Source organism: Streptomyces sp. NPDC006309 (assembly GCF_040613095.1).
Taxonomy (GTDB): domain Bacteria; phylum Actinomycetota; class Actinomycetes; order Streptomycetales; family Streptomycetaceae; genus Streptomyces.
In genome coordinates this window covers 43,748-70,328 of sequence record NZ_JBEXRO010000017.1, presented here as the reverse complement: position 1 = coordinate 70,328, position 26,581 = coordinate 43,748, and the positions used below count along the sequence as shown (strand labels likewise).

Below are 26,581 nucleotides of genomic sequence, written 5' to 3'. Positions count from 1 at the left end.
TCGCCCTCTCGTGCGGGGGGCCGTGGTGTGCCACAGTCGGGTTCGGCCTGCCACACGGTGTCCGGCCCCCCGCACAAAGACACGAAACGATCACTGCTACGCTTCCGGATCTCCGTCCGGGGGCTCCTCCGGACCCTCGCATGTCATTCACATGACACTCACGACGCCGCACCGAGAAGAGGTCACCCGTGGGCACAGTCGTGGACGACGCCGCCTCCGTGGAGTTCCATGCCTTCTTCGAACGGCACTACGCCGAACTCGCCCGGCTCGCCCACCTGTTGACCGGTGAGGCGGACGCGGCCGACGACCTCGCGGCGGACGCGCTGCTGGCGCTGTGGCACCGCTGGGACCGGGTGCGCGCGGCCGACCATCCGGCCGCGTACGCCCGGGGTGTGGTCGCCAACCTGGCCCGCAGCCGGATCCGCAGCGCGGTGCGTGAACGGCGGCGGATCGCGCTCTTCTGGTCGCGGGGCGAGGAGCGGACCGACGGCCCGGACGTCGCCGGTGTGGTGGACGTGCAGGAGGCGCTGCGCAGGCTGCCGTTCCGGAAGCGGGCGTGCGTGGTGCTGCGGCACGCCTTCGACCTGTCGGAGAAGGACACCGCGCTGGCGCTCGGGGTCTCGGTGGGTACGGTGAAGAGCCAGACGTCCAAGGGCATGGCCGAACTCCAGCGGCTGCTCGGCCCGCGGCACGATCCGCGGCGGGTGCAGGCGGCGATGGCGGCCCGGGGCGGCGAGAGCGGAGGAAGGGACCGATGAGGCAGCAGGACGTGCACGACGAGCTGCGCGCCCGGCTGCACGCGGCGGCCGGCGCCCACGAACCCGACCGCGCGCGCATCCTGGCGCGCGTGGAGCGGGGCATGGCCGCGCCGTCCCGGTCCGGCCACCGGGCCGGACGGCCCCCGGTGTCCGGCTGGTTCCGGGTGGCCACCGCCACCGCGGCGGTGGCCGGGGCGCTCGCGGTCGGCGGGTACGCGGTGGCGTCCGCGGTGAAGGACGAACCGCCGGCGCGGCGGACCGCGGCCGCGTCACCGTCCTCGACGCCGGCGCCCGCACGGTCCCCGGCCGCCCCGGCGCGGCCGACGCCCGGCGGGCACGGCACCGGGCCGTCCCGCACGCCGGCACCGTCCGCTTCCCGCACTCCGGGTGCCACCGCGCCGGCCCGGCCGCCGGCGGCGCGCGCCGAGCAGGACGGCCCGCTGTGGTCGGACGGTTCCGTGGACCCGCACAGCAACGACTTCTGGGCCCAGAGCAATGTGACCCTGAAGACGACGGAGCCGCTCACCGCGCTCACCGTCCGGCTGAGGATCGCCCAGACCGGCGGGGTGGCCTCGGCGGGTGCCTGGCGCTCCCTCCCCGAGGCGGACTTCAGCCAGAGCGTCGAGGAACGGAACGGCTTCCTCGTCTACACCTGGACCCTGAAGGAGGGCCGTACGGTGCCGGCGGGCCGGTGGGTGTTCGCGGGGCAGTACGACCACGCGCGCGGCGGCCGGGACGCGAAGGACGACTCGTACACCATGACGGGCACGGCGGACGGCCACGACCGGTCCGTGGCCGGCGACTTCGCCCCGCACGGCGCCGGGGGCGGCGGCTCCTGAGCCGGGCGGCCGGAATCGAAACTTTCGGCCACCCTGGGGGGCCGCACACCGGTTGACGCCGCGTTTCCCCGCCGACGACACTCCGGGAGCGCACAGCACCGAACAGAATCCCCCACGCTCCCACAGGACTGTCATGCGTCTCAGAACACTGCTGGTCCCGCTGCTCGCCCTCCTGCTCACCCTGGCGGCAGCCCCGCCCGGCGTGGCGCACACCGCGCACGCCCGGTACTCCGGCTATCTCTTCGTCTACTTCACCGGCGAGGGCACGGCCGACGGCGAACAGATCCGCTACGCCCTCAGCCGGGGCGACGACCCGCTGCACTGGCGGGAGCTGAACGGCGGGAAGCCGGTGCTGACGTCGGCCGTCGGCGAGAAGGGCCTGCGCGACCCGTTCGTCATCCGCTCCCCCGAGGGCGACCGGTTCTATCTCATCGCCACCGACCTGCGGATGTATCAGAACAGCAGCGGCAGCTGGGACGAGGTGCAGCGGCACGGCAGCAGGTCCGTCATGATCTGGGAGTCCACCGACCTGGTGCACTGGACGGACGGCCGGCTCGCGAGGGTCGCGCCCGAGAACGCGGGCAACACCTGGGCGCCGGAGGCCTACTGGGACGACCGGCTGCACGAGTACGTCGTCTTCTGGGCGTCGAAGCTGTACGCGGACGACGACCCCGGCCACACCGGGTCGACGTACAACCGCATGCTGTACGCGACCACCCGGGACTTCCGCGCCTTCAGCGCGCCCCGGATCTGGGACGACCCCGGCTACTCGGTGATCGACTCGACCGTCATCAAGGACCGGGGCACGTACTACCGCTTCACCAAGGACGAGCGCGACCCGTCCTCCGGCTCGCCCTGCTCGAAGTTCATCACCGGCGAGAAGTCGCGCGACCTGACCAGCACGTCGTACCGCCTCGTCGCCGACTGCATCGGCAGCGGGTCGGTGGAGCGCGGCGAGGGACCGACCGTGTTCCGGTCCAACACGGGGAAGAAGTGGTACCTGTTCGTCGACGAGTACGGCCTGCGCGGCTATGTGCCCTTCGAGACCACCGACCTGGCCTCGGGGAAGTGGACCCCGTCCACCGGGTACGAGCTGCCCGCCAGCCCCCGCCACGGCACGGTGCTGCCGGTGACGGGAGCCGAGTACGAGCGCCTGCTCAGGACGTACGGCTGAGCGGACGGGGGACGGACCCTCAGGAGACGAAGTACGTCGGGTTCGGCAGCTTGTACGTGCGGTCCGTGTAACCGCCGTCCAGGTCCGAGTACTGGTCGCCGAAGTCGGCGATGATGTCGTACCCGAGGTCCTTCTCGATGTGCCTGCGGGTGCCCGCCTTGTACTGGACGGTCGTGCAGGTCCAGGTGCCCGGGGTGGCGCAGTCCTTCAGATAGGCCGGCGGAGCGGCCTTGTCCTTGAGGAACATGTGGTCGGCGTCGAGGTTCACATCGGCGCCGACCTTCCTCAGGTTCGCCACGGCCGCGGTGCGCTGGGCCTCGCTGAGACCGGAGTTGTAGAACACCTCGACGCCCCGGGACGCGGCGTAGCGCACCAGCTCAGGGCTGCCGAAGACGGCCGGGCGGTCGGCGCGGTTCACGTAGTCGGCCCAGGTGGTGCCGTTGTACGTGTAGTTGTAGCGCTTCTCGTAGTCGAGGCTGAGCAGCAGCGTGTCGTCGATGTCGAAGACGACGGCCGGCTTCTCGCCCCGGTGGTGCGCCTTGCGGGCGGCCTTGTCGATGGCGGTCCTGGCGTCGGCGTCGATGCGCGCCAGGTCCTTGGCGTACGGGCTGTCGGGGGACGCCTGGTAGACGCCGTGACTGTCCGCGGTGGTGCCGTAGTACGTGTCGATGTCCTTCACCAAGAGGCCTATGTTGTAGGGCTCGTGGGTGGAGTTCGCCGTCGACTGGCCGGCGGTGGCCGCGCCCGCGCCGTAGAGGGCCGCGCCGGCGACGACACAGGCGGCGCCGGCGGCAGCCGCCTTGAGGGACTTCCTCATGAATTCTCCGGATCCGGTGGATAAGAGTGATGTACCAGGTCACGCACTGTCTACGCGCATCACACGCGGACGGCGAGCATTTTTACCCGATCGATACGCGCAGCACGGCCGCCTGACGGGCCGTCAAGCTCTCGCAGCTCTCCTCCCTTGCCACCCCATAACCCCGTCGTTTAACATATGATTTCGTATTGCAAATAAAATCCCGATCGGCAGATCGTGGTCATACCGTGCTCGGACCGGCGCTTTTCTCACTGCACTTGGGGGATTAATTGGGGGGTTTCCGCGTCACCGACCACGACCGGGCCGTACGCATCACCGGAATGGGCTGGACGACGGCGCTCGGTGACGGCCTCGACGAGGTCTGGCAGCGTCTGAGGGACGGCCGCGCCGGGATACGGCCCCTCCCGGGCGACGGCCCGCTGCCCGCGCCCGCCGCCGCCCTGCTGACGGACGGCGCTGAGGACGGCGCCCCGTCCCGGCGTCAGGTCCGGCTCGCCGTGACCACCGCGTCCGCCGCCCTGCGCGACGCCGGGTGCCCGGCCGGGGACGTCGACACCCTCGTCCTCGGCAGCAGCCTCGGCCCCCACCTGGACGACGCCGCCGAGACCCCGCCGCACGCCCTGACCGCCGCCGTCGCCCGGCAGCTCGGCGTGGCCCGGTCCGTGTCGGTGAGCACCGCCTGCTCCTCCGGCGCCGACGCGGTGCTGACCGGGGCCGCCCTGCTCACCCGCGGCGAGGCCGAACGCTGCCTGTGCGGCGGCATCGACCTGCTGACCGCGGGCAAGCTCCTCGGCCACCGGGCGCTCGGCACCCTCTCCGCCTCCGGCACCGTCCGCCCCTTCGACACCGGCCGCGACGGCACGCTCTTCGGCGAGGGCGCCGGCTTCCTGCTGCTGGAGACCCCGGCCGCCGCCGCGGCCCGCGGCGCCCGCGTCCTGGGCGAACTGGCCGGCTGGGGCGCCTCCAACGACGGCACCGGGCCGACCGCACCCGACGAGACCGGAGCCGGAGCGGTCCTCGCCGTCCGGCACGCACTGGCCCGGGCCGGGGCCCGCCCCGGCGACATCGCCGTGATCAACGCCCACGGCACCGGGACCCGCGCCAACGACACGGCGGAGGCGGCCTGTTACCGCACCGTCTTCGGCACCGCCCCGCACCCGGTCGTCTTCGCCACCAAGCCCGCCCTCGGCCACACCCTCGGCGCCACCGGCGCCCTGGAGGCCATCGCCCTGCTCCTCGCGCTGCGCCACGGCAGCGTGCCCCCGGTCCTGAACACCCGGGCCGTCATGCCGGAGCTGACCGTGCCGCTGGCGGCCGGTGCCGGCCGCGAGGTCACCGGCTCCCTGGGCATCAGCCTCACCCTGGGCTTCGGCGGTTTCAACACCTGCCTCGTCCTGTCGGCCCCGGAAGGGAGCACCGCGTGAAACACACCCAGTGGTGCCCCGAGGGCGCCGTGGTCACCGGCGCGGCCGGCGTCGAGGCCGACGACCCGGGTACGGTCCGGCGCCGGATCGCCGGGGTCTACGCCGACCCCGTGGCCTGGCTGCTGGCCGAGGCGGTGGCGGCCGCCCTGGCGGAGTGCGGGGACGCCGCGCCGGACCGGCCCGCCGAGGTGGGCCTGATCGCGGTGAGCGAGTACGCCACGCGGCACACCCTGCGCGCGCTCGCCGACGCCGTCCCGCGCGGCCGGCTCTCCCCCATGCGGTTCGCCGGCGCCGGGCCGGGCTCCCTGGCCGGCACGGTCTGTTCGGCGTTCGGCTTCCACGGCCCGGTGTCGATGCTGCCCATGCCGCTCGCGGCGGCCGTGGCGCCGGCCCGGGCCCTGTGCGGCGACTGGCTGTTCGGCGACCCGCCCGGCGCGGCACACGTCCTGGTCGTCACCCACACCACGACCGACGAAGGCAAGCACCGGGCGCACTGCCTGGTCGTCAGTGGGCCGGCGCCCACGCGGAGGCCCCGGAGAACATGACCGCCCAGAACCTGACGGAACAGCACCTCGACCCCACCGTGGTCGCCGACTTCCTCACCCGTACCGAAGAGGTGACGCCGACCCAGGACCCGCCGGAACTGTCCGCGCTGGTGGACCGGTTCGCCGCCCTGCCCGCCCCGCCCGGCGCGGTCGTCGTCATCGCCCTGCCCAACGGCCTGCGCGCCCTGCGGTTCTTCTTCGCCGTCTCCCTCGCCGGGCACACCCCCGTACTGCTGTCCCCCTCGACCCCGGCCACCCGGGTCCGTGAGGTGGCCCGCGAGCTGGGCGCCTGCGCGCTGGTGCGGGCGGCGGTCAGGACCGAGGGCGTCACGGGCGTCACCCGCGCCGGCGGCGCCGACATCGGCGTCTTCACCGACTGGACGTACCGGCACCACGGGCCGGGCCATGTCGTCCTGATGAGTTCCGGCACCTCCGGCATGGCCACCGGCTGTCTGCACCGGATGGACGCCCTGCTGCGCAACGCCCGCCGCCACAGCCGTTCCATCGGCCAGCGGCCGGCCGACACCGCGCTGGTCAGCCTGCCCGTCTACTACTCCTTCGCGCTGGTGGCCCAGGTCCTCGGCGGGCTGGTCAGCGGCTCCCGCCTGGTCATGGCGGGACCGCCGTTCTCGGTGGCCGACCACCTGGAGACGGTCACCGCCCGGGGCGTCACCCTGTCCTCCCTCACCCCGAGCCTGGTGAAGTCCGTCGTCGCCGCGGGCGGTGAACTGCCCCCGCCGCTGCGCACGCTCACCGTCGGCGGCCAGGCCCTCGACCCGTCGTACGTCTCCCGGCTGCTCAAGCAAAACCCGGAGCTGGGCCTGTACGTGACCTACGGGCTCACCGAGGCCGGACCTCGCGTGTCCACGCTCGCCGCGCACCGCGAACCACCGCACCGGCACGGCTCGGTCGGGCTGCCCCTGGCCGGCGTCGAGGTCCTCACCCGCCCCTCCGGCACCGGGGAGCAAGAGCTGCTGGTGCGCTCCGACACCGTCTACCGGCGCCGGGTCGGCGAACCGGCGCCGTCCAAGCGCGGTGACCTGATCGAGCCGCACCTGCTGGCCACCGGCGACATGGGGCACGTGGACGACGACGGGTACGTGTACGTCCACGGCCGCTCGTCGGACTTCGCGGTGGTGCGCGGCGAGAAGGTGTCCACCGCGACCGTGCGCCGGGCCGCCGAGTCGCTGCCCGGCGTGGTCCGCGCGGCGACCAGGATCGCGGGCGACGACGACGCCGCGGCGGTGGAACTCGACGTCTACGTGGACGCCGCCGTACCCCCCACGGAGGCGGAACTGCGGCGGCACCTGCGGTCCCTGCTGACCCGCGGCGAACTGCCGCTGACGGTCCGCGTCCGGCACCTGCGCGCCGGCGAGCACCACAAGTGACGGCGCCACGGCCACTCACCCTGTACTGCGTGCCGCACGCCGGCGGCTCCGCCCGCAGCTTCGTGCGCTGGCGGCGCGAGCTGCCGCCGGCGGTGCGGGCGCTGCCGCTGGAGACCGCGGGCAAGGGCCTGCGCTCCCGGGAGCCCCGGCCGGCGACGCTGCGGGAGGCCGCCGCCGACCTCGCCCACCGCGTCGACCCGCCGGGCCGGTACGCGTTGTTCGGCCACAGCATGGGCGGCCTGCTGGCCTACGAGACCGCCCGCGCCCTGCGCGCGCTCGGCCGGCCCGCCCCCGCGTTCGTCGTCGTCGCCGCGACCCGCCCGCCGCATCTCCTCGGCGACTCCCCCTACGGCCCGTTGCTCACCCTGGGCGGTGACGACGCCCTCCTGGACGCGCTCGCCGAGCACGGCCGGATCCCGCCGGAGGTACGCCGGTCCCCGATGCGGCACCAGTTCGTGCCGGTCATCCGCGGTGACCTCGCGCTGGTCGCCGCGCACCGCCCCGACCCCGTGCCCGAGCCGCTGGAGAGCGACCTCGTCAGCTGGTACGGCACCGGCGACCCGGACACCCCTGCCGAGGTGATGGCCGGCTGGCGGCAGTACACGCGCGGCGGACACCGCGTGGAGGGCTTCGGGGGCGGCCACTTCTTCCCGCACGAGCGCTTCGAGGAGATCACGGCCCGCCTCCTGGACCTCGCCCACGGGTGAGCGGACCAGCGGCCCGGGACCCGGGACGACGGGCGGGCCACCGCCCGGCCGGGCGCCGCGCCGGAAGGACCACCGGCGGCCCCGGAAGCGCCCTGCAAGGGCGACCGGCGGACCGGGGAACCACGGCAGCGAGCGGGCCGCCGCCCCGGGTGGGGCGGCGGCCCGCTCGTCCGTACGGCCGGGTCAGTGCTGCACCGGGCAGCCGTTCCCGCCGCCGCCGCGCACCGGGGCGTCGGTGTCGTGCCGGGTGCCGAGCAGCCAGTAGGCCTCCTCCGCCGCCCGCCACAGCTCCGGGAACAGCGTCAGCTGGGAGCGGGCCTCCAGCGTGGCCAGCGACCGGCCGCCCAGGCTCTGCGGCAGCCCGGCCGCGTCCGTCTCGGCGCTCTCCTTGCGCAGACCGGGCTGGCCGCCCAGCTGGGACCACACCATGATCAGGTGGTGCTGCTTCCAGCCGAGGACACTGCCGTCCAGCCGCAGCATCGCCTCGCGGACCAGGGCCAGCGCCTGCGCCCGCGGCGAACCGGGGCCGCTGTAGCCGTCGTCCTGCTGGGCGATCACGTCCTGGAGGGAGAGCCCGGCGCGTTCCACCGCCTGCTCGTACGCCTTCCACACCGGCCGGGCCACGCGCCGCAGGTTGCGGTAGCCGGGCGAGTCCAGTCCGGTGGCGTCCTCGGGCAGGGCGTTGCGCATCATCAGCAGGCCGTGCTGCGGCAGATGGTCGGTGATCAGCCGCACCGCCTGCACGGTGATCTCGCTCAGCGCGGTGGCCCGGTCGAACAGCCGTACCGCCTGCGCGTGGCGGTCGTGGTCCAGGTGGGTGAGGGCGCGGCGCAGCTCGTAGTGGATCTGCGCCCAGGCGTACTCGGTGATGAGGTGCGCCACCTGGAAGAAGCGCTGGTCGGGGTGGTCGGTCTCGCTCTCCGGGACCAGCGCGCCGAGGGCCTCGGTGAGGTGCAGGACGCTCTCGTAGTTGCTGCCCCGGTCGAAGTCGTACGACAGCAGCGCGTTGGGCTCGTCGGGGTTCAGCGAGCGCTTCACCGTGTCCCTCCCTTGGTGAACTCGATCAGCCAGTGACCGGGCAGCTCGAACTTCCGCGCGTGAGTGAGGGTGAGGCCCACCGCGCCGCCGAGGGCGCGCAGGTCGTCCTGGCTGCGCTCGCGCCCGCCGAGCAGCACCAGCATCAGCAGGTCGGCGTAGCTCGCCATCACCGGGTCCTTGCCGCTGTCCAGCAGCCGCTCCACGACGACGACCCGGCCGCCGGGTTCCAGGGCCTCGGCGCAGCGGCCGAGGATGCGGCCGGCGTCGCGGTCGCTCCAGTTGTGGAGGGTGTTGGCGATCAGGTAGACGTCGCCGCCGGCCGGCATCGGGTCGAAGAAGCTGCCCGCGACCAGCTCGCAGCGGGCGGCCACCGGGGACACCGTCCCCCTGGCCTCCTCGACCACGCTCTCCAGCTCCAGCAGGGTGCCCCGCAGCGCCGGGTGCTCGGTGAGCAGCTTCAGCAGCAGGGAGCCGTTGCCGCCGCCGACGTCGACCACGTGCCGGACGGTGGACCAGTCGTAGATGCGGGCCAGTTCGGGGACGAGCCGGCCGGCGATGCGGGCGATGCCCGCGTTGAACGACTTCTCGATGTCCGGGTGGGCCTCCAGGTCCGCCCAGAAGGGCCGGCCGTGCGCCTGCTCGTACACCGGCGCGCCGGTGCGTACGGCCTCCATGAGCAGCCCGATGGCCGGCTCGAAGCGGGCCTCCATCGCCCGGCCGGCATCCTCGTAGTCCAGCCAGCGGCGCAGGTTGCTCGGGTGGTCGCCGAGCAGCACCCGGCCGACGTCGGTCAGCTCGTAGGCCGTCTCCCCGCCCTTCGGGGCCTCGGTCCGCGTGAACAGGCCCAGCAGGCTGACGTAGTGCAGGACGCGGCCCAGGGACTGCTCGTCGGTGCCGGTCTCTGCGGCCAGGGCGGACACGGTCCGGTGCCCCTGCTCCACCAGGTCGGGCAGGCGCAGGGTCGCGGTCACGCGCACCGCGGTGGGCGTGAAACCGGAGCCCAGCGCCAGGATGGTGTTCAACGGGTCTTGACGGAACACGCAATTGCTCCTTGTCGTTCTCGTTCAGCGTTTTCGCCGGGCGTCCCCGAGTAATCCGAGAGGGATTTCAGGGGTTTTTCTCGATGTCGTCGAGGGCGTCGAGGAACCGGACGAGGTCTTCCTGGGTGCCGAGCGACGTGCGCAGGTATCCGGGGAATCCGAACAGGCCGGCATTGCGAACGAGAATGCCGTGGTCGGTGGCGAGCCGGTCCTGCGCGAGCGCGCAGTCCCGGGCGGCGACCGCGACGAAGTTGGTGACGGAGGGCAGGTGGGCGCGCCCGCGGCGGTCCAGTTCCGCGGTGAACCAGCGGCGCCGCTCGGCGGTGGACCGGCGTACCCCGGCCAGGAAGTCCTGCTCGCCGAGGGCGCCGACGGCCGCCGCCTGGGCGAGCCGGTTCACGCTGAACGGCAGGGCGCGCAGCGTCTGCCGCAGTACGGCGATCAGCGCGGGCCGGCCGACGGCGTAGCCGACGCGCAGCGCGGCGAGTCCGTAGGCCTTGGAGAAGGTGCGCAGCGCGAGCAGCGGCGCGTCCCCGTCCAGCAGGTCGCGGGTCTGCGGGGCGTCGGGGCCGGCGAACTCCATGTACGCCTCGTCGAACACCAGCGGCACCCCGCTGCGCGCGGCGGCGTCGGCCAGCGCGGTCAGTTCCTCGCGGGTGTGGGACGCGCCGCTGGGGTTGTGCGGGTTGCAGAGATAGCCGATCCCGTGCCCGGGCAGCCGCGCGGCGAACGCCTCCACGTCGACGTCCGTACCGGCCGGCGGTACGGCGGTGCAGCCGCGTCCGGTCAGGTCCAGGCAGGTGCGGTAGCCGGGGAACGTGCCGTCGGTGACGAGGCCGGGGCGGGTGCGGTCGCCGAGGGTGAGGGCGGTGGCCAGGACGAGTTCGTCACTGCCGTTGGCGACGGCGATGTGGTCCGGGGTGACGTCCCAGTGCGCGGCGAGGGCGTGGACCAGGTCGTGGCGCTCGGGGTCCGGGTAGACGTTCACCCGGGCCAGCTCGCGCTCGGCCGCCCGCAGGGCCGCCTTGCCCGCGCCGTAGGGGCTTTCGCTGAGGTGCAGGCGGATCAGGTCGTCGGCCCCGGCGACCCGTGTGTTGAACGGCTGTCCGGGGCCGGCGGGTGCCGCGTTGCCGTCGGCGGCGGGGGGCCGGGTCACCGATGGTCACCCAGCAGGACACCGAAGCAGTAGCTGCCGACCTCGGCCTCCAGGGTCAGGAAGCAGTGCTCGCTGCCGGCCGGGATGCGCATCACGGCGGGTGAGAGCAGTTCGTGCCGTACGCCGTCGAGCTGGACCTCGATGCGGGCACCGCCCTTGTTGGGGGACACCAGCAGGTACAGCTCGTCCACCGGGTGGGTGTGCGGCGCGGCGACTGGCTTGCCGATCAGCCCGGTCAGTTCCCCGCCGGCGAGCTGCACGGGCAGGCCGCCGAACATGTCGGCGGTGAGGTAGAAGGGCGCGGGCTGGTGGTGGCCGGCCACGGCGAGCGGGATGGGCAGGTCCCCGATGATCTCGGCCTCGCCCGGACGTCGGTCGCTCATCACTGGGCCTCCAGAACGAAGAGGTAGGTGTGCGGGGCGCCGAAGGGGATGGTCCGGCGCAGGTGCAGGCCGCCTTCGCGGAAGAGGTTCTCGTACTCCTCGCGCGTGTAGATCGGGACGCCCATCAGGGCGTGCGCCAGCTCGAAGCCGCTGGAGAACACCGGCAGGGTGTCGCCCTCGCCGCGCGGGCGGACGGTGGTGTCGCCGAGCAGGAAGGTGTGCGCGTTCGGGAACGCCTTGCGCAGGGCCGGGATGACGTCCCCGCGCGTGCCGGGGTCGACCAGCAGGTCGTGCAGGAACATGAAGCTCATGGCGACGTCGACCTCGTCGGCGCCCTCGATGCGGCGGCCCCGGAAGAGGACGTCGAGGACGTCGGCGCAGATCGGCTGGACGCGGTCGGTCAGGCCGTGGCGTGCGACGGTGCCGGCGGCCAGCCGTGTGGCCGACGCGCTGATGTCCAGGCCCAGTCCGCGGGCGCCGGGGCGGGACTTCACCAGGCGGGAGACGCGCTCGCTGATGCCGCTGCCGAGGTCGGCGAGGACGGAGAAGTCGAGTGCCGCGATCTGCTCGTCGAGGATGTGCCGCATGAGTGCCAGGTCGGCCTGGGCCGAGCCGAGCGCCACCATGCCCTCGTCGCGCAGGACGTCGGTGCCGAAGACGCGTTCTCCGCGCGCGAGGGACGCGGCGTTCGCGAACACGTCGTGGTATCCGCCGACCCCCCAGGTGAAGAACCCTATCTTCCGGCGGAGTTCGTCCCAGGCGGGGGTGGGTGCGACCGTGTCGCCGGTCAGGACGAGATATCCGAAAGTCTCCGCGGCGGACAGCAGTCGGCGCAGAACGGTTTCGTCCAGCTGTCCTGCCCGGCAGTATTCCGGGATGTCGAGCCGGCCGTTGTCGTCGAACCAGGTGAACAGGCCCAGTTGTGCCAGGGCGAAAACGACGTTGGTGGAGATGAATCCGTTGAACGCGGTGTCGGCGTCGAGCGGGGTCTTCGCGCCTCCCCGCCAGTCCGCGGGGAGGAGAACACCATCGCTTTCCTCTTGGATGCCGTCGCGGGAAACGGGAGCGGTCACGAGAAGAGCCTTCCTGATTCAGTCGGGGCCGATGGCATCCCGGCCGGGGCCGACGACTTTCCGGTCGGGGCCGGCGACAATGCGGTCGGTGCCGGTGACTTTCCGGTCTCGGTGCCGGCCGATCACGCGAGGGGCGACGTGGTGGCGATACGTTCCACGGCAGCCGCCAGTTCGCGCACGGTGGGATGGTCGAAGAACAGCCGGTTGGGCAGGCGTACACCGAGTTGCCGGCGGAGCCGGATCAGTACCTGCGCGGCTTTCAGGGAATGGCCGCCCGCTTCGAGGAAAGGCGTGTCGTCGTCGAAGTCGTCATGCCCGAGTACGTCGGTCCAAGCGGCTCTGACCTGGTCGGTCATCGTCGGTGCGGGCATGGAGGCGGATGTGCCGGAAGGTGCCGCGGAATGCGGTTCCGGACGTGTTCTCACACCGTCGTCGGTCAAAAGGAATTCCCCCGTGTCATCGCGGCTCACGGTTCATCGCCCCGGATACGGCGCAGCCGTGGAACGGCGGCGCGCAGGGCCGTGACTGTATGCGCTTTCTCTTCTTGATCCCCCGTGGAAACAGACGCACAACCGGTGGATCGAACCGGTTCGGTCCCCGAGCCGAATGCTCGCCGTGGTGGCCAGATTGCCGTTGTCGGAGCGTAGGCAGCAGTCATCGGGCCAGTCAAGGGTCGTTTGTCGGCCACACTCCGTCGTACCGACTCAGGCCAAATGATCGACTCCTGGCGTCATCAGCCCGCATGCGGGTGCGCGCACCGGCCATCCGTTGGCCGAAAAGCTGGTTGACGGCCGAAAGTTGACGCCCTTACAGTCTGAGTCGTTTGTGAACGCAGTATTTCAGCGCCGCGTTCGACGGTGATCTGGATCCGGCGTGACAGGGGGAATCATGTACGCCGCTACGGGGGAGTACGCACCGGCCGATCGGCCGCGTGCACACGTCGACGGAGTCGCTTCCGAACTCCGTTGAAAATCAAGGGCGTTCGGCCGTCTGACCCGCGGCCGTCGGACCTTTCAGGGCTGTAGCCGGCCATTTCGTTTCACGTTCTACTTTCCTTCGTCCGGTGTCCTTTTCGGCTGCCCGCCGTGCGCGGTCGGGCCGCGCGGGACACCGGCGTTCTCACGAGACGCTCCGGGAAACGTGTTGAGGCATGCGATTCTGGGCGCCGGCGGAGTGGGGCTCGCCCTCGGGGCGGCCCTGGCCCGCGGCGGCCACGACGTCACGCTGGTGATGCGGGAGTCCACCCGGGCCCGCTACTCCGGCGTGATCGACGTCCACAGCAGACTGCGCGGCGACCATTCCGTGCCGGTCCGCGCGGTGGGCCGGCTCGACGAGCCGGTCGACGTCCTGTGGGTGACGGTGAAGGCACCGGCACTCGAGGCCGCCCTGTCCCGGACCGGTCCGGGCCCGCTGCCGGGCGCGGTGGTGCCGTTGCTCAACGGGCTCGACCACCCCGCCCTGCTGCGGGAGCGGTTCGGCGCCCGCCAGATCGTCGGCGCGATCCGCGTCGAGGCGGAGCGGACGGGGCCGGGCCGGGTGACGTGGAACTCCCTGTTCGCCGAGGTCAGCCTGGCGGCGGACGCGGACGCGCCGACGGTTTTCGGCGGCGTCACCGCGGCCCTCGCGGACGCGGGCATCGGCTGCACCACCGAGCCGGACCCGGCCGGCGTCCTGTGGCGCAAGCTGGTGCTCCTGCTGCCGCTGGCCCTGGCCACCACCGCGGCGGACGGCCCCCTGGGCGCCGTCCGCCGGCAGCCCGAGCTGGCGGCGCTGCTGGGCGGTGCGGCGCGCGAGGCCTGTGCCGTCGCGGCGGCCGAGGCCGTCACCGTCGACGAGCCGGACCTGCTGCACACCCTCGGCACCCTGCCCGGCCGGACCGACACCTCCCTGCACCGGGACGTGGCCGCCGGTGTCCGGCCGACCGAACTCGCCGCGCTCACCGAGCCGGTACTGCGCCGCGCCCGGGACCACGACCTGGCCCTGCCGGCGATCACCGAGCTGGCGCGCCGGGCCGCGGAGCGGGAACGGCACGCCGAGGCCCCCGCGCCGCACCGATCCACCTACAGCAAGGGAGAAACGTCATGACCGTCGGTTCGGGCGAGAAGCAGGCCGAAACCCTGGAAGCGACGCTGAAGGAGATCCTCGTCGAGGACCTCTTCCTGGACGTGCCCGCGGAGCGCATCGGGGACGACGACGGACTCCAGGACGTCCTGGGGCTGGACTCCCTCGGCTTCGTGGAGCTGCGCGCCCAGTGCGAGCAGCGCTTCGATGTGACGATCTCGGACGCCGAGTTCACCCCGGTCCACTTCCGCTCCGTCCGCACGGTCGCCGGCCTGGTGCGCACCCTGCGGGCGGACGCGGCCGGCGAGCACGTGGCGGTACCCAAGTGAGGACACCGGCCTCCTCCGAGCAGCTGGACGTCTGGCTCGCCTGCCAGCGCGAACCGGACTCCGACCGCTACAACGTCACGGTCGACCTGGAGTTCGTCCCGGGCGTCGACGTACCCGCGCTGCGGGCCGCCCTGGGTGACGTGCTGCGGGCGCACCCGGCGCTGCGCGGTTCCTTCTTCACCGAGGGCGGCGAGCTGTGGCGCGGAGCCGAGGCGGAGCCGCCCCTGGCCTTCGTCACCGACCGGCTGCCCGGCCGCTACGACCGGGCCGAGGCCCTCGCCCGCGCGGTCGTCGCCGGCCGCGCGCCCTTCGACCTCGGCACGGCGCCCCTGCTGCGGGCCGCCCTGCTGACCGGGGACGGCGGCGCCCTGCTGGCCGTCACGATGCATCACATCGTCTCCGACGGCTGGTCCAGCCGGATCCTCGCCGAGGACCTGGTGGCGGCGTACCGGTCCCGGGCGGCGGGTGAGCCGGGTCCCGCACCGCGCCCCGCGCCGGACACCGGGGAACGGAGCGACCCGGCGACCGGCGACCGGACCGGCAGCGGCAGCGGCAGCGGCAGCGGCAGCGGCACGGATGCCGACGCGGACGCGGAGGCCGAGGCCGAGGAGTACTGGGCCACCGTCCTGGACGACGCCCCCGCCTCCCTCGCGCCGCCGCACGACCTGGTGCCCGAGGACGGCTTTCCCGGGCCCTCGGGCCGGGTGGAGGTGCGGCTGCCGGACGCGGTGGCCTCGGGCGTCCAGGCCCTGGCCGCGGCCGGCCGCGGCTCCCCCGCCGTGGTGGTCCTGGCGGCCTGGTCGGTGCTGCTGCACGCGTGGGCGGGCGAGTCCGAGGGTGTCCTCGGCATGGTGTTCGCCGGCCGCCGGGACGCCGACGCCGAGCGCGTCGACCTGTTCAGCCGGGTCCTGCCGCTGCGCGACCGGCTGGATCCCGGGGACCGCTTCGCGGACGTGACCGCCCGGCTGCGCGAGCGGATGCTCGACGCGATGGAGCACGCCCATCTGCCGGTGCGGCGGCTGCGCGAGATCCGCAGCGAGCGGTCGGACGGCCCGGGCACCGAGCGCACGGCGTTCATGTACACGCCCGCCTACGAGGACGAGTGGCAGGCCGGCGAGGTCACCGTCCGCCGTTTCGACCATCCGGACGAGACGACGAAGTACGAGTTCTCGGTCAACGTGCTGGAGGGCTCGGCCGGCACCCGGCTGTGCGTCTACTACGACACCGCCCGCTACCGCCGCGCCACCGCCGAGCTGTTCGCCGAGGAGCTGCGCGAGCTGCTGGCCCGCGCGGTGGCCGCCCCGGACACCTCCTGCGGCGACCTGCTCGCCGAGTGCGACCCGGGCCTGTCCCGGGTCGCCGCGCACGGCGCGCCCGTCACCGCGCCGGGGCCCGGCATTCCCGCGCTGGTCCTGCGGCACGCGGCCGACCGCCCGGACGCGGTCGCCGTACGCCACGGCGACCGCGTCCTCACCTACGGCGAACTCGGCGCCCGCGCCGGGGAACTGGCCGGCCGGCTGCACGAGCGGGGCGTCGGGCCCGGCGACACCGTGGCCCTGCTGCTCCCCCCCGGCCTCGACACCCCGGTGTTCTGGCTGGCCTGCGCCCTGGCCGGGGCCGCCTACCTGCCGCTCGACCCGGCCTATCCCGAGGCCCAGCTCCAGCTGATCGTGGACGACGCCCGCCCGGCCGTCCTCGTCGTCGACCCGGACTGCGGGCACACCCTCGACGTGCCCCGGGACACGGCCGTACGGCTGGACGAGCTATCGGCGCGGACGGGCGGCCCGGCCGCGCCCGGGATCGCGTACGACGACGCGGCGACCCTGTGCGTGCTCTACACCTCCGGTACGACCGGCCGGCCCAAGGGCGTCGTCCTGCCGCACCGCGGGCTGGCCCGGCTCCTCCAGCGGCCCGACTTCATCCCGCTGGACGAGACGGACGTGGTCGCGCAGCTGTGCCCGCTCAACTTCGACGGCGCCAGCTACGAGATCTGGGGCGCGCTGACGCACGGCGCCGAACTGGTCGTGCTCGACAAGCACCTGGTGCTCAGTCCGCGGGAGATGCGTACGGTCGTCCGCGCGCGGGGGGTGACGACCCTGCTGGTGACGACGCCGCTGCTGAACCGGATCATCGAGGACGCCCCGGACACGCTCCAGTCGTTGCGGCGCGTCTACTTCGGCGGTGAGCTGATCTCCGTGCGGCACATGCGCCGCGCCCTGCGCTGGAGCCGGCCCGGGGTGCTGCTGCACAGCTACGGCCCCACCGAGAACTCCTTCACCTCGACATGGTTCGCGATCACCGATGTCGCGGCGGACGCCCGCACCGTCCCCATCGGCCGTCCGGTGCCCGGCACCGAGGTGCGGGTGGTGCAGGAGGGCGGCATCCGGCCGGTCCCGCGCGGTGTGCCCGGTGAACTCCTGCTGGGCGGTGCGGGCCTGGCCGACGGCTACCTGAACGCGCCGGAGCTGACCGCCGGCCGCTTCGTCACCGACGGCACCACCCGGCTGTACCGCACCGGTGACCGGGTGCGGTGGACACCGGAGGGGCTGCTGGAGTTCATCGGCCGCAACGACAACCAGGTCAAGATCCGCAGTCAGCGCGTCGAACTCGGCGAGGTGGAGGCCGTGCTGGACGCCCATCCGGCCGTCGAGTCGGTCTTCGTCACCACCCGCGTCAACGGGCGCGGCGAGAAGGAGATCGTCGCCTACGCGGTCGCCGCGCCCGGCACGGACGCCGACGGGCTCGCCCGGCACGCCAGGCTGCGGCTGCCCGCCTTCGCCGTTCCGAGCCACCTGGTGCTGGTGGACGAGCTGCCGCTCACCCCGACCGGCAAGATCGACCGGCGCCGGCTGCCGGACGTGGGCCGAGGGGGACACGCCCTGAAGCCCGCCCCCGCCGCACCGGCCCCGGCCACCCCGGCCGCGGCTCCCGGCCCCGCCTCCCTCCTGGACGGCGTACGGGCGGCCTGGCGGGCGGTGCTGGGGCACGACGGTTTCGGTGCCGACCGCAACTTCTTCGACGCGGGCGGCCATTCGCTGCTGCTGGTGAGGCTGCGCGAACAGCTGAGGCTGGCGACCGGCGCCGACGTCCCGGTCATCGACCTGCTGCGGCACGTCACCGTCCAGGACCAGGCCCGGCTGATCGCCGCCGCCCACCGGCCCACGACCGCCCCGGCAACCGCGCCCGCCGAGGCGGCCGTACCGCGGCAGCCCGTGCCGCGCACGCCTCCCGCGTACGCGGCACCGGAACGGCGGCCCGGGACGGACGGGGCCGGGCACCACGTCCTCGCCCTGTCCGCAGTCACCGCTCAGGCCCTCGTCACCGCCCGGGAGCGGCTGGCCGCGTACCTGGAGGCGGAGCCGCGGGTGGCGCTGGCCGACGTCGCGCACACCCTGGACCTGGGCCGGGAGCGGTTCGCGCACCGGTTCGCCGTGGTGGCGGCCGGCCGGGAGCAGGCGGTACGGGCCCTGCGCGACGGTGCCGGCCACCCGGCCGCACCGCCCGTCCCGGGACCGGCCCCCGCCGTGGTGTTCGCGTTCACCGAAGCCGGCGACGGCACCACCGACGCCCTCACGCGGCAGGTGCGCCTCGCCGGCCGGTTCGCCCGGTGGGGGGTGACCCCGGCGGCGGTACTCGGCGCCGGCGCGGGCCGGATCGCGGCGGCCGTGGTGAGCGGGGCCCTCGGGGCCGAGGAGGGCCGCCGGTACGCGGCCGGCGAGTCCGGGACCGTACCCCTGCCCGGCAGCCCCGGGGTGCTGTGGAGCACCGCGCTCGGCCCGGTCACCCCCGACGGGCCCGTCCCGCGACAGGCGCACCTGGCCACCGAGGCCGAACCCGCCAAGCTGCTCCAGGTCGCCCGCGACCAGCTCGGCGAGGTGGCCGTCCTGGAGCTGCCGGCGGCGGACCTGGACGACGAAGCCCTGCTCAGGGCCCTCGCGGCGCTGTGGTGCCAGGGCGTCGGGGCGCGGCTGACCCCGGACGGTCCGGCCCGCCGGCTGCGGCTGCCCGGCCACCCCCTGTCCTGGGCGCCCGCCGCCCGCGCCACCCACTCGTGAACATCCCCGAAGGAAGGTCCGCATGCCGCACGTACGTGGCGAAGCCGCCGTTCTCGTCGAACCCGGGCGTCTGGAGGTGGCGGACGTCGCCTTCCGGGAGCTGACCGAGGACGAGGTGCTGGTCCGCAACACCGTGGCCGCCATCTGCGGCAGCGATGTGCACCGGGTGCGCGCCGAGTCCCCGTTCTTCCGGGACATGCGGGACCACCCTTACCCCTGTCCGGCGGGGTATCCGGGGCACGAGGGCGTCGGTCAGGTCGTGGAGAGCCGGTCGGCGCGGTTCACGCCGGGCGACCTCGTGCTGACCGTGCCGAACCACGCCTACATGGCGTCGTTCGCGCGCTACCAGACCATCGCCGACCGCTTCCTGCTGCCGCTGACGGACACCGGCTCGCCGACCGTCCATCTGATGGCGCAGCAGCTCGGCACCGTCGTGTTCGCGCTGAAGCGGTTCTGGCCGGAGCCCGTGCCCGAGGGCCGGACGGCCGCCGTCGTCGGCGTCGGCTCGGCCGGCCTGCTGTTCCTCCAGATGCTCAAGCACCGCGGCTTCGAGCGGGTGGTCGCGGTCGACCTGGAGCCGGGCCGGCTGGCGGTGGCGCGCGCGCTCGGCGCGGACGCCACCGCGCACGTGCCCGGGCAGAGCGCCGAGGAGGTCGTCATGGAGCTGACCGGCGGCGCGGGCGCCGACCTGGTGATCGAGGCGGCCGGCACCGACGGGGCGCGCGAGCACGCGATGCGGATGGTCGGGCAGCGGGGCCGGCTGGGCTTCTTCGGCATGCCCGAGGACTACGACATGCGCATCCCGTACGCCCATCTCTTCGTGCGCAACGCGCAGTTGATCCACGCGGTGGGCGGCGCCCAGCTGGAGCCGGGGCTCGCCTCCTTCCGCACGGCCCTGGACCTGATCGGGAGCGGCTCGATCCACGTCGACGACCACATCACCCACACCTTCGACATCAAGAACATCGCCGACGCCTTCGACCTGGCGCACCACCGCGGGGACGGGGTCGTCAAGGTCGCGCTCACCTTCGACTGAGGCAGGCTCGCATGTCAGAACTCTCCAAGCGCTCCGACCCGGTGGCCGTCATCGGCGTGGGCGGGCGCTTCGCCGAGGCGCCCGATGTCGAGGCGTTCTGGGACAACCTCGTCGCGGGCCGCGACTGCTTCCGGCGGGAGCCGGTGCCGGTCGTGGAGGACCTGGGCGGGGACCGGCTGCGCGTCCACTCCTGGGGGCTGGCGCCGCACCGGGACCGCTACGACAGCGCGCTCGTCGGCGTCGAGGGCCTGGACCCGCAGCACGGCATCCTCCAGGAGTCGCTGTGGCAGGCGGCGGAGGACGCCGGGGTGCGACTGTCGGCGATCGCCGGCCGGACCGCCGTGTACGCCGGCTGCGCCCGCACCAAGCACGTGCCGCGGGCCGCCTTCGACGACGTGGTGCACGTCGACCCGACGTTCGCCGGGCCCTACTTCTCCTACCTCCGGGACCTGTGGGGCGAGTCGCTGATGCTGGACTCGGCGTGCGCCACCTCGGCCGTCGCCGTCCATCTGGCGTGCCAGAGCCTGCGGGCGCACAGCTGTGACTACGCCCTGGCCGGGGCGGTGGCCGTCCAGGAGGACGCCGACGGCACCTATCTGCGCACCCCGCGCAGCATCTACTCCACCGAGGGCATCGTGCGCCCCTTCGACCGCCGGCACAACGGCGTGGTCCCCGGCGACGGTTCCGGGGCCGTCCTGCTGCGCCGCCTCGACGACGCGCTGCGCGACGGCGATCCGGTGTACGCCGTCATCCGGGGCAGCGCCGTCACCAACGACGGCCGTGCCAAGCCCGGTTTCGTCATCCCCGGTGTCGACGGCAAGGTCCGCGCGGTGCGCCGGGCCCTGGAGGCGGCGGGCCTGACCGGGGCCGACGTCGACTACGTCGAGACGCACGGGGTCGGCATCCCGCTGAACGACCAGATCGAGGCGACCGCCCTGATCGAGGGGCTCGGCACCGAGGGCGAGCCGGTGGCGGTGGGCTCGGTGAAGGCATCCGTCGGCCACTGCGACACCGCGGCCGGCATGGCGGCCCTGATCAAGACCTGCCTCGCGATGGACCGCGGGTTCCTGCCCGCGACCCCCAACACCGAGGACCCGATCGAGGAGTTCACCGGGCGCGGCGCGCGCTTCGGCATCCTCCCCGAGGGCCGTCCCTGGCCCGCGCACGGCCGTCCCCGCACGGCCGGCCTGATGTCGGCCGGCGTGGGCGGCACCAACGCCTTCCTCGTCCTGGAGGAAGCACCGTCGCTCTGACGGTCCCCCGTTCCCGCACCCAGTCACAGCAAGGAGTACCCATGTCCGTCAACGCCGACCTCTACATCGAGGTCAAGGACTTCTACGCCCGCCAGATGCGCGTCCTGGACGACCTGGACATCGAGCGGTTCACGGCCACCTTCACCGAGGACGGCTCGGTCGCCCACCCGCACCGCGGGGAGAAGGTGGAGGGCCGCGAGGCGATGCGCGCCAAGATGAAGAGCATGCTCCCGATGTACGAGGGGCTGGTCACCCGGCACTGGTTCGACCACTTCCTGATCGAGCCGGCCGGGGACGACGGCCTGCGCGTCACCTACTACTCGCTGGTGACCCAGACCGACACCGAGGACGCGATGCGCTTCTTCTCCTCCTCCAGCGTCGAGGACCGCATGGTGCGCGTCGACGGTGAGCTGCGCATCCGGGAGCGGGTCATCCACCGCGACAACCCCGAGCACGGCCGCGTCATCTGACGATCCGCCGCCCGAGCGGGCCTGAACGAAGGAGGGCAGAGCAGATGGCAGAGGACTGGGAGCTGCCGCCGGCCGCGTGGAACGACACGGCACGGCCGTTCGAGGACCGGGCGAGCCTGGTCGACCTGATCGAGCGGCGCGTACGGGAGAACCCGGACGCCCCGGCCGTCCGCCTCGGGGAGGGGGAGGTCAGGACGTACGGGCAGCTGTGGGACGACTCCGCTCTGCTCGCCCGTTTCCTGAGCGGCCGGGGCGCGGGCCCGGGCGCTTTCGTCGGCATCCTGCACGAGAACTCGTACGACAGTGTGCGGGCGGTCCTCGGGGTGCTGCGCACCGGCGCCGCCTACGTGCCGCTGGACGCGCGCTGGCCGGCCGCGCGGATCGCCGCGCCCGTGCGCCGGCTCGGCATCGGCTGGATCGTCACCGGACACGCCCTGGCGCGCCGCGCGGAGGAGGCCGGACACCTCGCGGGCACCGGGCTCCGGCTGGTCTGCACGGATCTGCGGGCCCCGGCCCCCGACCCGCTGGACACGGAGGCGGTGGGCCTGCTGTGGGACACCGTCGCCGAGGACGAGGACCAGGCCCGCGCCTCGGGCTTCAACCGGAACCCGGCCGACGACGTCTCCGGCGCGCAGATCGGGACGTACGTCGCGCGGGTGCGTGACCTGGTGCTGTCGGTCGCGGACCGGCCCCGGGTGGTCGAGGTGGGCTGCGGTGCCGGCCTGATCGCCTGCGCACTGCGGGACCGGGCCGCCGCCTACACGGGCGTCGACGTGTCGTCCGTGGCGCTCGAGCGGGCGGACCGGGAGTACGGCGGGGGCGCCCGGTTCGTGCGGGCCGCCGCCGACGGGCTCGGTGACGTGGTGCCCCCGGCGAGCGCCGATGTGGTGGTGCTGGCCAGCGTCGCCCAGTTCTTCCCGGGGTTCGAGTACCTGCGGTCCGTGCTGCGGGACGCACTGGGCGCGCTGGCACCCGGCGGGGCGGTGGTCCTCGCCGACCTGGAGGAACCGGGTGAGGGCGGGGACCCGGGTCATCTGCGGGTGCCCGCCGACTGGTTCGGCGCGCTGACCGCCCGGCTCGGTGTGCCGGTGCGGGCGGAGATCCACCGCCGCGAGGGCGGCGACTGGCCGGCGGTGCTGCGGGACCGCTACGACGTCGTCCTGCGCCCGGCACCGGCGGCGGCCGCGGAGCCGTACGCGCCGGTGATCAGCACGTGGAGCGACGTGGCGGCCGCACGTGACCTGCCGCTGCCGGCCGGGCCCGGCGCCGGCGACACCGCGTACGTCATCTTCACCTCGGGCTCCACCGGGGTGCCCAAGGGCGTCTCGGTGCGCCACCGCAGCGCCGTGAACGTCGTCCAGTGGGTCAACGAGACGTACGCGGTCGGGCCGGACGACTGCCTGCTGTGGGTGACCGCGCTCACCTTCGACCTGTCGGTGTACGACCTGCTCGGCGTCCTGGCGGCGGGCGCCTGCCTGCGCGTCGTCCCGGCGGCCGAACTCTCCGACGGCGAGCGGCTCATGGAGATCATGCTGCGGGAGCCGGTCACCTTCTGGGACTCGGCACCGGCCGCGCTGAGCATGGTGATGTCCTTCGCCGATGACCTCCCGGGGGACGCCCCGCCGCCGCGTCTGCGGCTGGTCTTCCTCAGCGGCGACTGGGTACCCCTGACTCTCCCCGGCCGGGTCCGGGACCGCTTCCCCGGGGCACGTGTCGTGGCGCTGGGCGGCGCGACGGAGGCGACGATCTGGTCCAACCACTTTGACGTGGGCGCGATCGACCCGCAGTGGACCAGCGTGCCGTACGGCAAGCCGATCCAGAACGCCCGCTACTACGTCCTGGACGAGGACCGCAAGCCGCTGCCGGTCGGCGTGGAGGGCGACCTCTACATCGCGGGCGTGGCCGTGGCCGACGGGTACGTGGGCGAACCGGAGCTGACGGCCGCGAAGTTCACGGCCGACACGGTCGGCGGCCTGGCGGGCGAGCGGATGTACGCCACCGGTGACCGGGCCCTGTGGCGCGCCGACGGCAACCTGGAGTTCCGGGGCCGCCGGGACGACCAGGTCAAGGTGCGCGGCTACCGGATCGAGCTGGGCGAGGTGCTGGCCGCGCTGCGGCGGGTGCCGGGGGTGGTGGACTGCGCGGTCACCACGCTGCGCGGTGAGGACGGCCCGCAGATCGTGGCGGCCGTGGCCACCGGGGCGGCGGGGCGGGAGCTGTCCGGCGGGTTCGTCCGCCGTCGTCTCGCCGGCGTCCTGCCGAGCTACATGCTGCCGGAGCACGTGCTCGTCCTGCCGGCCCTGCCGGTCGGTCCCACCGGCAAGGTGGACCGCGACCGGCTGGCCCGGCTGGCGGCGCGCCCCCGCGGACGCCGGCCGCGCTGACCGCGCGGGCGCCCGGTGGCCGGGCCGGACCAACCACCGGGCGCCGCGGGCTGCTCTCCGCCCGGCTAGCCGCGCACGCCGAGCTTCCACACCATCGCCGCGACGGCGTCGCTGTTGACGTCGAGGGCGTGCCGGTCGATGTTGGCGGGGGTGTCGCAGGCCAGGTGGTAGCAGGCGTCCATGGCCCGGCCGGCGGTCCCGCCCCACTTCGCAGCCTGCTCCGGGGTCTTGATCTCGGCGGACCCGGTGAAGATGCCGCCCACCGGGACGCCCTTGGCGAGGAACGGCTCGTGGTCGCTGCGGCCGTTGAGCGCGGTGGCGGGCTCGGTGGGGATGCCCTTGGCGTCGAAGAAGGCCTTGAAGTGCCGGGCGACCCCGGGGCTCTGGTCGTAGACGAAGTACCCGGGGTTGGGTGAGCCGATCATGTCGAAGTTCAGGTAGGCGCTGATCCTGGACACTTCGGCGGGCGGCAGGCTGTTCACGTAGTGCGTGGAACCGATGTAGGTCTCCTCCTCGGTTCCCCAGAAGGCGAACCGGAGGTGCTGGGCGGGGGCGGCCTTCCTCGCGGAGACCGTCAGCGCGGTCTCCAGAATGGCGCCGACGCTGGAGCCGTTGTCGTTGATTCCGGGGCCGGTGTCCACCGAATCGAGGTGCGCACCGACCACGAGCACCTTTCCGGAACGTCCGCCGTGCGGCCAGTCGGCGATCAGGTTCCAGCTTTTCTTCCCGCCGAACTCGAATTGCTGGAGGGAGGTTTTATATCCGGCGGCATCCAGTCTCCCCCGGACGTATTCCACGGATGCCTGATAACCGGCCGTGCCGTGGGCCCGGTTGCCGTGATGGGCGTCGGAGATCTTCTGGAGCGCGTCGAGGTGCCGCATCACCGAGGTGACGGAGATGTCGGGCGTGTCACCTGCCTGAGCAGGCTCTTCGGCATGCACGCCGGCCGTTGCCAGAAGCAGCGCGGACAGGGTGGAGGCCGCGATGACGGCAGGACGCACGGGTGTGAGAGACACTGGATTTCCCCTCTGCGGTGCGGGTGCGCGATATTCCCGATCAGGGGATCCCCCGTGATCGACCCGAATATTTCACGGCGCCCGGCCGGACGTCACCGCCTTTTTCACCGCCTTCACAAGCGGAATCGACGGGACGCCCGTTTCCCGCCAGGGTGATATCCCTCGAATTCTTGCCCGGATGCGCGCAGGAATCACGCGCGACGGTCACGGGGCAGCGGAGAAGGGCGGGAATTCCTGGCGTGTTTCCTACGCCCGGTCCGCCCGCCCTCTCCGCCCCCGTGCGGCGGGTTCCGCTCAGCGCTTGTGCCAGGGCGTCCAGTCCCCCAGCCAGGCCGCCCTGGTCGCCGACGCGGCCTGCTCCGAGGTGAGCTGGGGTCGGTTCTCCGGGACCGTGATCACCGCGCCCGGGCCGCGGTTGCGGTACTCGGCGAACCGCTGCCGCTGCCAGGGGTGGGCGGCCGACATGTCGGTGTAGGGGGCGGCCGCGTCGATGCCGGGGCCGAGCCAGGTCTCGCGGACGGTGAGCATCGGGCGGGCGGTCGGGTCGGAGCTGGGCACCCAGGGGCGGGCCAGCTTGTAGGAGCCGTCCGGGGCCTCGCTGGTGATCCGCCCGCCGAGGACCAGGTAGCCGCGCGGGTCGGCGGCGGCCGTGGAGGGCGCGAGGACGAAGCCGTACGGGGCTGCCGCGAGGTCGGTGCGGTCCAGGGTGCGGAAGTGGCAGTCCTCGTAGACGGCGGTGGCCCGGCCGAAGACGAAGTCGACGTCGCCCTCGATGTGGCAGTGCGCGTAGTACTGGCGGGCGAAGACGCCGAGGGCGGCGGAGTCGGCGTACAGGGTGTCCTGGTGGCCGAGGAAGCGGCAGTGCAGGAAGGCGCCGCGGTCGCCCAGCACCTTGGCGGCGACGGCCTGGGTGCCGGTGATGTCCGGGTGGGCGGCGCGCAGCCAGTCGTTGGCGAAGGTGATCCAGCGGGCGGTGAAGCCGTCGGCCTGGACGGTCGTCGTCGCGGAGCCGGAGGTGCCGTAGGTGCCGCCGCCCGGCTTGGGGGTGCCGGCCGCGTTGTCGTACACGATGACGACGTCACGGGGGTTCTCCGAGGCGCCGATCCACGTCATCTCCGTGCGGCCGGCGTCGACGGCGACCGTCTCCCGGTAGGTGCCGGGCGCGATGACCAGGGTGCGTCCGCTGCCCGTGGCGGCGGTCACCGCGGCCTGGACGGCGGTGAAGTCGCCCCGGCCGTGCGGGTCGACGTACAGGGTGTCCGGGGTGAGGCGGCGGGCCGGGGATCCGTACCGGCCGAACGGGCGCGGTGCGGCGACGGCGGCCCGAGCGGACGCGGACGTGAGACGGGGCGCGGCGGCGGCCACGACACCCGCGGCGAGGAAACCCCGTCGGGACAGAGGCATGGGTGTGCTCCTTCGGATACGACTCGGCCGGGAGGCCGGGGCCGAGAGGCCGGGAGACCGGGAGACCGGGAGACCGGGAGACCGGGAGACCGGGAGACCGGGAGACCGGGAGACCGGGAGACCGGAAGGCCGGAGCCGGAAGGCCGGAGCCGGAAGGCCGGAGCCGGAAGGCCGGAGCCGGAAGGCCGGAGCCGGAAGGCCGGAGCCGGAAGGCCGGAGCCGGAAGGCCGG

The 26,581-nt window shown here is 73.6% G+C and carries 22 protein-coding genes and 1 pseudogene; 14 read left to right on the top strand and 9 right to left on the bottom strand.

Annotation, left to right across the window (positions count from 1 at the left end; translation table 11 throughout):
• Positions 1 to 188: 188 nt before the first annotated feature.
• The 3 genes and pseudogenes from ABZ117_RS21950 to ABZ117_RS21940 form a co-directional block, all read left to right on the top strand.
• Positions 189 to 758 carry a SigE family RNA polymerase sigma factor gene (locus ABZ117_RS21950; RefSeq protein ID WP_356823175.1) on the top strand — a complete coding sequence of 190 codons (570 nt, stop codon included), beginning with the start codon at positions 189 to 191 and terminating at the stop codon, positions 756 to 758.
• Positions 755 to 1,597: a hypothetical protein gene (locus ABZ117_RS21945; RefSeq protein ID WP_356823173.1), complete on the top strand. Its 843-nt coding sequence runs from the start codon at positions 755 to 757 to the stop codon at positions 1,595 to 1,597. Before ABZ117_RS21950 ends, ABZ117_RS21945 begins: the two co-directional genes overlap by 4 nt.
• A gap of 133 nt (positions 1,598 to 1,730) precedes the next feature.
• A pseudogene (locus ABZ117_RS21940) lies at positions 1,731 to 2,756 on the top strand (glycoside hydrolase family 43 protein); the annotation flags it as partial.
• Between the two features lie 34 nt (positions 2,757 to 2,790).
• Here ABZ117_RS21940 and ABZ117_RS21935 read toward each other — a convergent pair.
• Positions 2,791 to 3,588, bottom strand: a complete 798-nt coding sequence (locus ABZ117_RS21935) for an HAD family acid phosphatase (protein ID WP_356823172.1) — start codon at positions 3,586 to 3,588, stop codon at positions 2,791 to 2,793.
• Between the two features lie 269 nt (positions 3,589 to 3,857).
• On the opposite strand from ABZ117_RS21935, the gene ABZ117_RS21930 reads away from it, so the two are divergent.
• From ABZ117_RS21930 to ABZ117_RS21915, 4 genes are read left to right on the top strand one after another with little or no spacing between them, the layout of a single operon-like run.
• Positions 3,858 to 5,012, top strand: a complete 1,155-nt coding sequence (locus ABZ117_RS21930; RefSeq protein ID WP_356823171.1) for a beta-ketoacyl synthase N-terminal-like domain-containing protein — start codon at positions 3,858 to 3,860, stop codon at positions 5,010 to 5,012.
• Positions 5,009 to 5,557, top strand: a complete 549-nt coding sequence (locus ABZ117_RS21925) for a polyketide synthase (protein WP_356823169.1) — start codon at positions 5,009 to 5,011, stop codon at positions 5,555 to 5,557. Before ABZ117_RS21930 ends, ABZ117_RS21925 begins: the two co-directional genes overlap by 4 nt.
• Positions 5,554 to 6,945, top strand: a complete 1,392-nt coding sequence (locus tag ABZ117_RS21920; protein WP_356823167.1) for a class I adenylate-forming enzyme family protein — start codon at positions 5,554 to 5,556, stop codon at positions 6,943 to 6,945. Before ABZ117_RS21925 ends, ABZ117_RS21920 begins: the two co-directional genes overlap by 4 nt.
• A gap of 29 nt (positions 6,946 to 6,974) precedes the next feature.
• Entirely contained in the window at positions 6,975 to 7,652 is a 678-nt protein-coding gene (locus ABZ117_RS21915) for an alpha/beta fold hydrolase (RefSeq protein ID WP_356823165.1), read from the top strand.
• Positions 7,653 to 7,835: 183 nt separating this feature from the next.
• On the opposite strand, the gene ABZ117_RS21910 is transcribed toward ABZ117_RS21915, so the two are convergent.
• The 6 genes from ABZ117_RS21910 to ABZ117_RS21885 all read right to left on the bottom strand — a co-directional run bounded on the left by ABZ117_RS21910 (position 7,836) and on the right by ABZ117_RS21885 (position 12,713).
• Positions 7,836 to 8,690 carry a hypothetical protein gene (locus ABZ117_RS21910; RefSeq protein ID WP_356823163.1) on the bottom strand — a complete coding sequence of 285 codons (855 nt, stop codon included), beginning with the start codon at positions 8,688 to 8,690 and terminating at the stop codon, positions 7,836 to 7,838.
• Positions 8,687 to 9,730: a methyltransferase gene (locus tag ABZ117_RS21905; RefSeq protein WP_356823162.1), complete on the bottom strand. Its 1,044-nt coding sequence runs from the start codon at positions 9,728 to 9,730 to the stop codon at positions 8,687 to 8,689. The genes ABZ117_RS21910 and ABZ117_RS21905 overlap by 4 nt, the downstream gene beginning before the upstream one ends.
• 67 nt (positions 9,731 to 9,797) lie before the next feature.
• The gene (locus ABZ117_RS21900) at positions 9,798 to 10,886 is read right to left on the bottom strand and encodes a histidinol-phosphate transaminase (protein ID WP_356823160.1); all 1,089 of its coding nucleotides are present in this window, start codon (positions 10,884 to 10,886) and stop codon (positions 9,798 to 9,800) included.
• The gene (locus ABZ117_RS21895) at positions 10,883 to 11,269 is read right to left on the bottom strand and encodes a cupin domain-containing protein (RefSeq protein WP_356823158.1); all 387 of its coding nucleotides are present in this window, start codon (positions 11,267 to 11,269) and stop codon (positions 10,883 to 10,885) included. The genes ABZ117_RS21900 and ABZ117_RS21895 overlap by 4 nt, the downstream gene beginning before the upstream one ends.
• Positions 11,269 to 12,342: an SAM-dependent methyltransferase gene (locus tag ABZ117_RS21890; protein WP_356823156.1), complete on the bottom strand. Its 1,074-nt coding sequence runs from the start codon at positions 12,340 to 12,342 to the stop codon at positions 11,269 to 11,271. Before ABZ117_RS21890 ends, ABZ117_RS21895 begins: the two co-directional genes overlap by 1 nt.
• Positions 12,343 to 12,464: 122 nt before the next feature.
• The gene (locus ABZ117_RS21885) at positions 12,465 to 12,713 is read right to left on the bottom strand and encodes an acyl carrier protein (protein ID WP_356823154.1); all 249 of its coding nucleotides are present in this window, start codon (positions 12,711 to 12,713) and stop codon (positions 12,465 to 12,467) included.
• A gap of 772 nt (positions 12,714 to 13,485) precedes the next feature.
• Between ABZ117_RS21885 and ABZ117_RS21880 the strand changes: the two genes are divergently transcribed.
• The 7 genes from ABZ117_RS21880 to ABZ117_RS21850 are packed head-to-tail and all read left to right on the top strand — an operon-like array spanning position 13,486 to position 23,930.
• Complete coding sequence (locus ABZ117_RS21880) at positions 13,486 to 14,427, top strand: 2-dehydropantoate 2-reductase N-terminal domain-containing protein (protein ID WP_356823153.1); 942 nt, start codon at positions 13,486 to 13,488, stop codon at positions 14,425 to 14,427.
• Complete coding sequence (locus ABZ117_RS21875) at positions 14,424 to 14,732, top strand: phosphopantetheine-binding protein (RefSeq protein ID WP_356823151.1); 309 nt, start codon at positions 14,424 to 14,426, stop codon at positions 14,730 to 14,732. The genes ABZ117_RS21880 and ABZ117_RS21875 overlap by 4 nt, the downstream gene beginning before the upstream one ends.
• Positions 14,729 to 18,787: an amino acid adenylation domain-containing protein gene (locus ABZ117_RS21870; RefSeq protein ID WP_356823149.1), complete on the top strand. Its 4,059-nt coding sequence runs from the start codon at positions 14,729 to 14,731 to the stop codon at positions 18,785 to 18,787. Before ABZ117_RS21875 ends, ABZ117_RS21870 begins: the two co-directional genes overlap by 4 nt.
• 22 nt (positions 18,788 to 18,809) lie before the next feature.
• Positions 18,810 to 19,823 carry a zinc-binding dehydrogenase gene (locus tag ABZ117_RS21865; protein WP_356823147.1) on the top strand — a complete coding sequence of 338 codons (1,014 nt, stop codon included), beginning with the start codon at positions 18,810 to 18,812 and terminating at the stop codon, positions 19,821 to 19,823.
• Between the two features lie 11 nt (positions 19,824 to 19,834).
• Positions 19,835 to 21,076: a polyketide synthase gene (locus tag ABZ117_RS21860; protein WP_356823146.1), complete on the top strand. Its 1,242-nt coding sequence runs from the start codon at positions 19,835 to 19,837 to the stop codon at positions 21,074 to 21,076.
• Positions 21,077 to 21,117: 41 nt separating this feature from the next.
• Positions 21,118 to 21,546 (top strand): nuclear transport factor 2 family protein, encoded by a 429-nt coding sequence (locus ABZ117_RS21855; protein ID WP_356823144.1) that lies wholly within the window; start codon positions 21,118 to 21,120, stop codon positions 21,544 to 21,546.
• Positions 21,547 to 21,590: 44 nt separating this feature from the next.
• Complete coding sequence (locus ABZ117_RS21850; RefSeq protein WP_356823142.1) at positions 21,591 to 23,930, top strand: amino acid adenylation domain-containing protein; 2,340 nt, start codon at positions 21,591 to 21,593, stop codon at positions 23,928 to 23,930.
• 65 nt (positions 23,931 to 23,995) lie between these two features.
• Here ABZ117_RS21850 and ABZ117_RS21845 read toward each other — a convergent pair whose 3' ends face one another.
• Complete coding sequence (locus ABZ117_RS21845) at positions 23,996 to 24,946, bottom strand: M28 family metallopeptidase (RefSeq protein WP_356823140.1); 951 nt, start codon at positions 24,944 to 24,946, stop codon at positions 23,996 to 23,998.
• Positions 24,947 to 25,240: 294 nt separating this feature from the next.
• On the bottom strand, positions 25,241 to 26,350 hold the full coding sequence (locus ABZ117_RS21840) for a pectinesterase family protein (protein WP_356823138.1): 1,110 nt from the start codon (positions 26,348 to 26,350) through the stop codon (positions 25,241 to 25,243).
• Between the last annotated feature and the right edge of the window lie 231 nt (positions 26,351 to 26,581).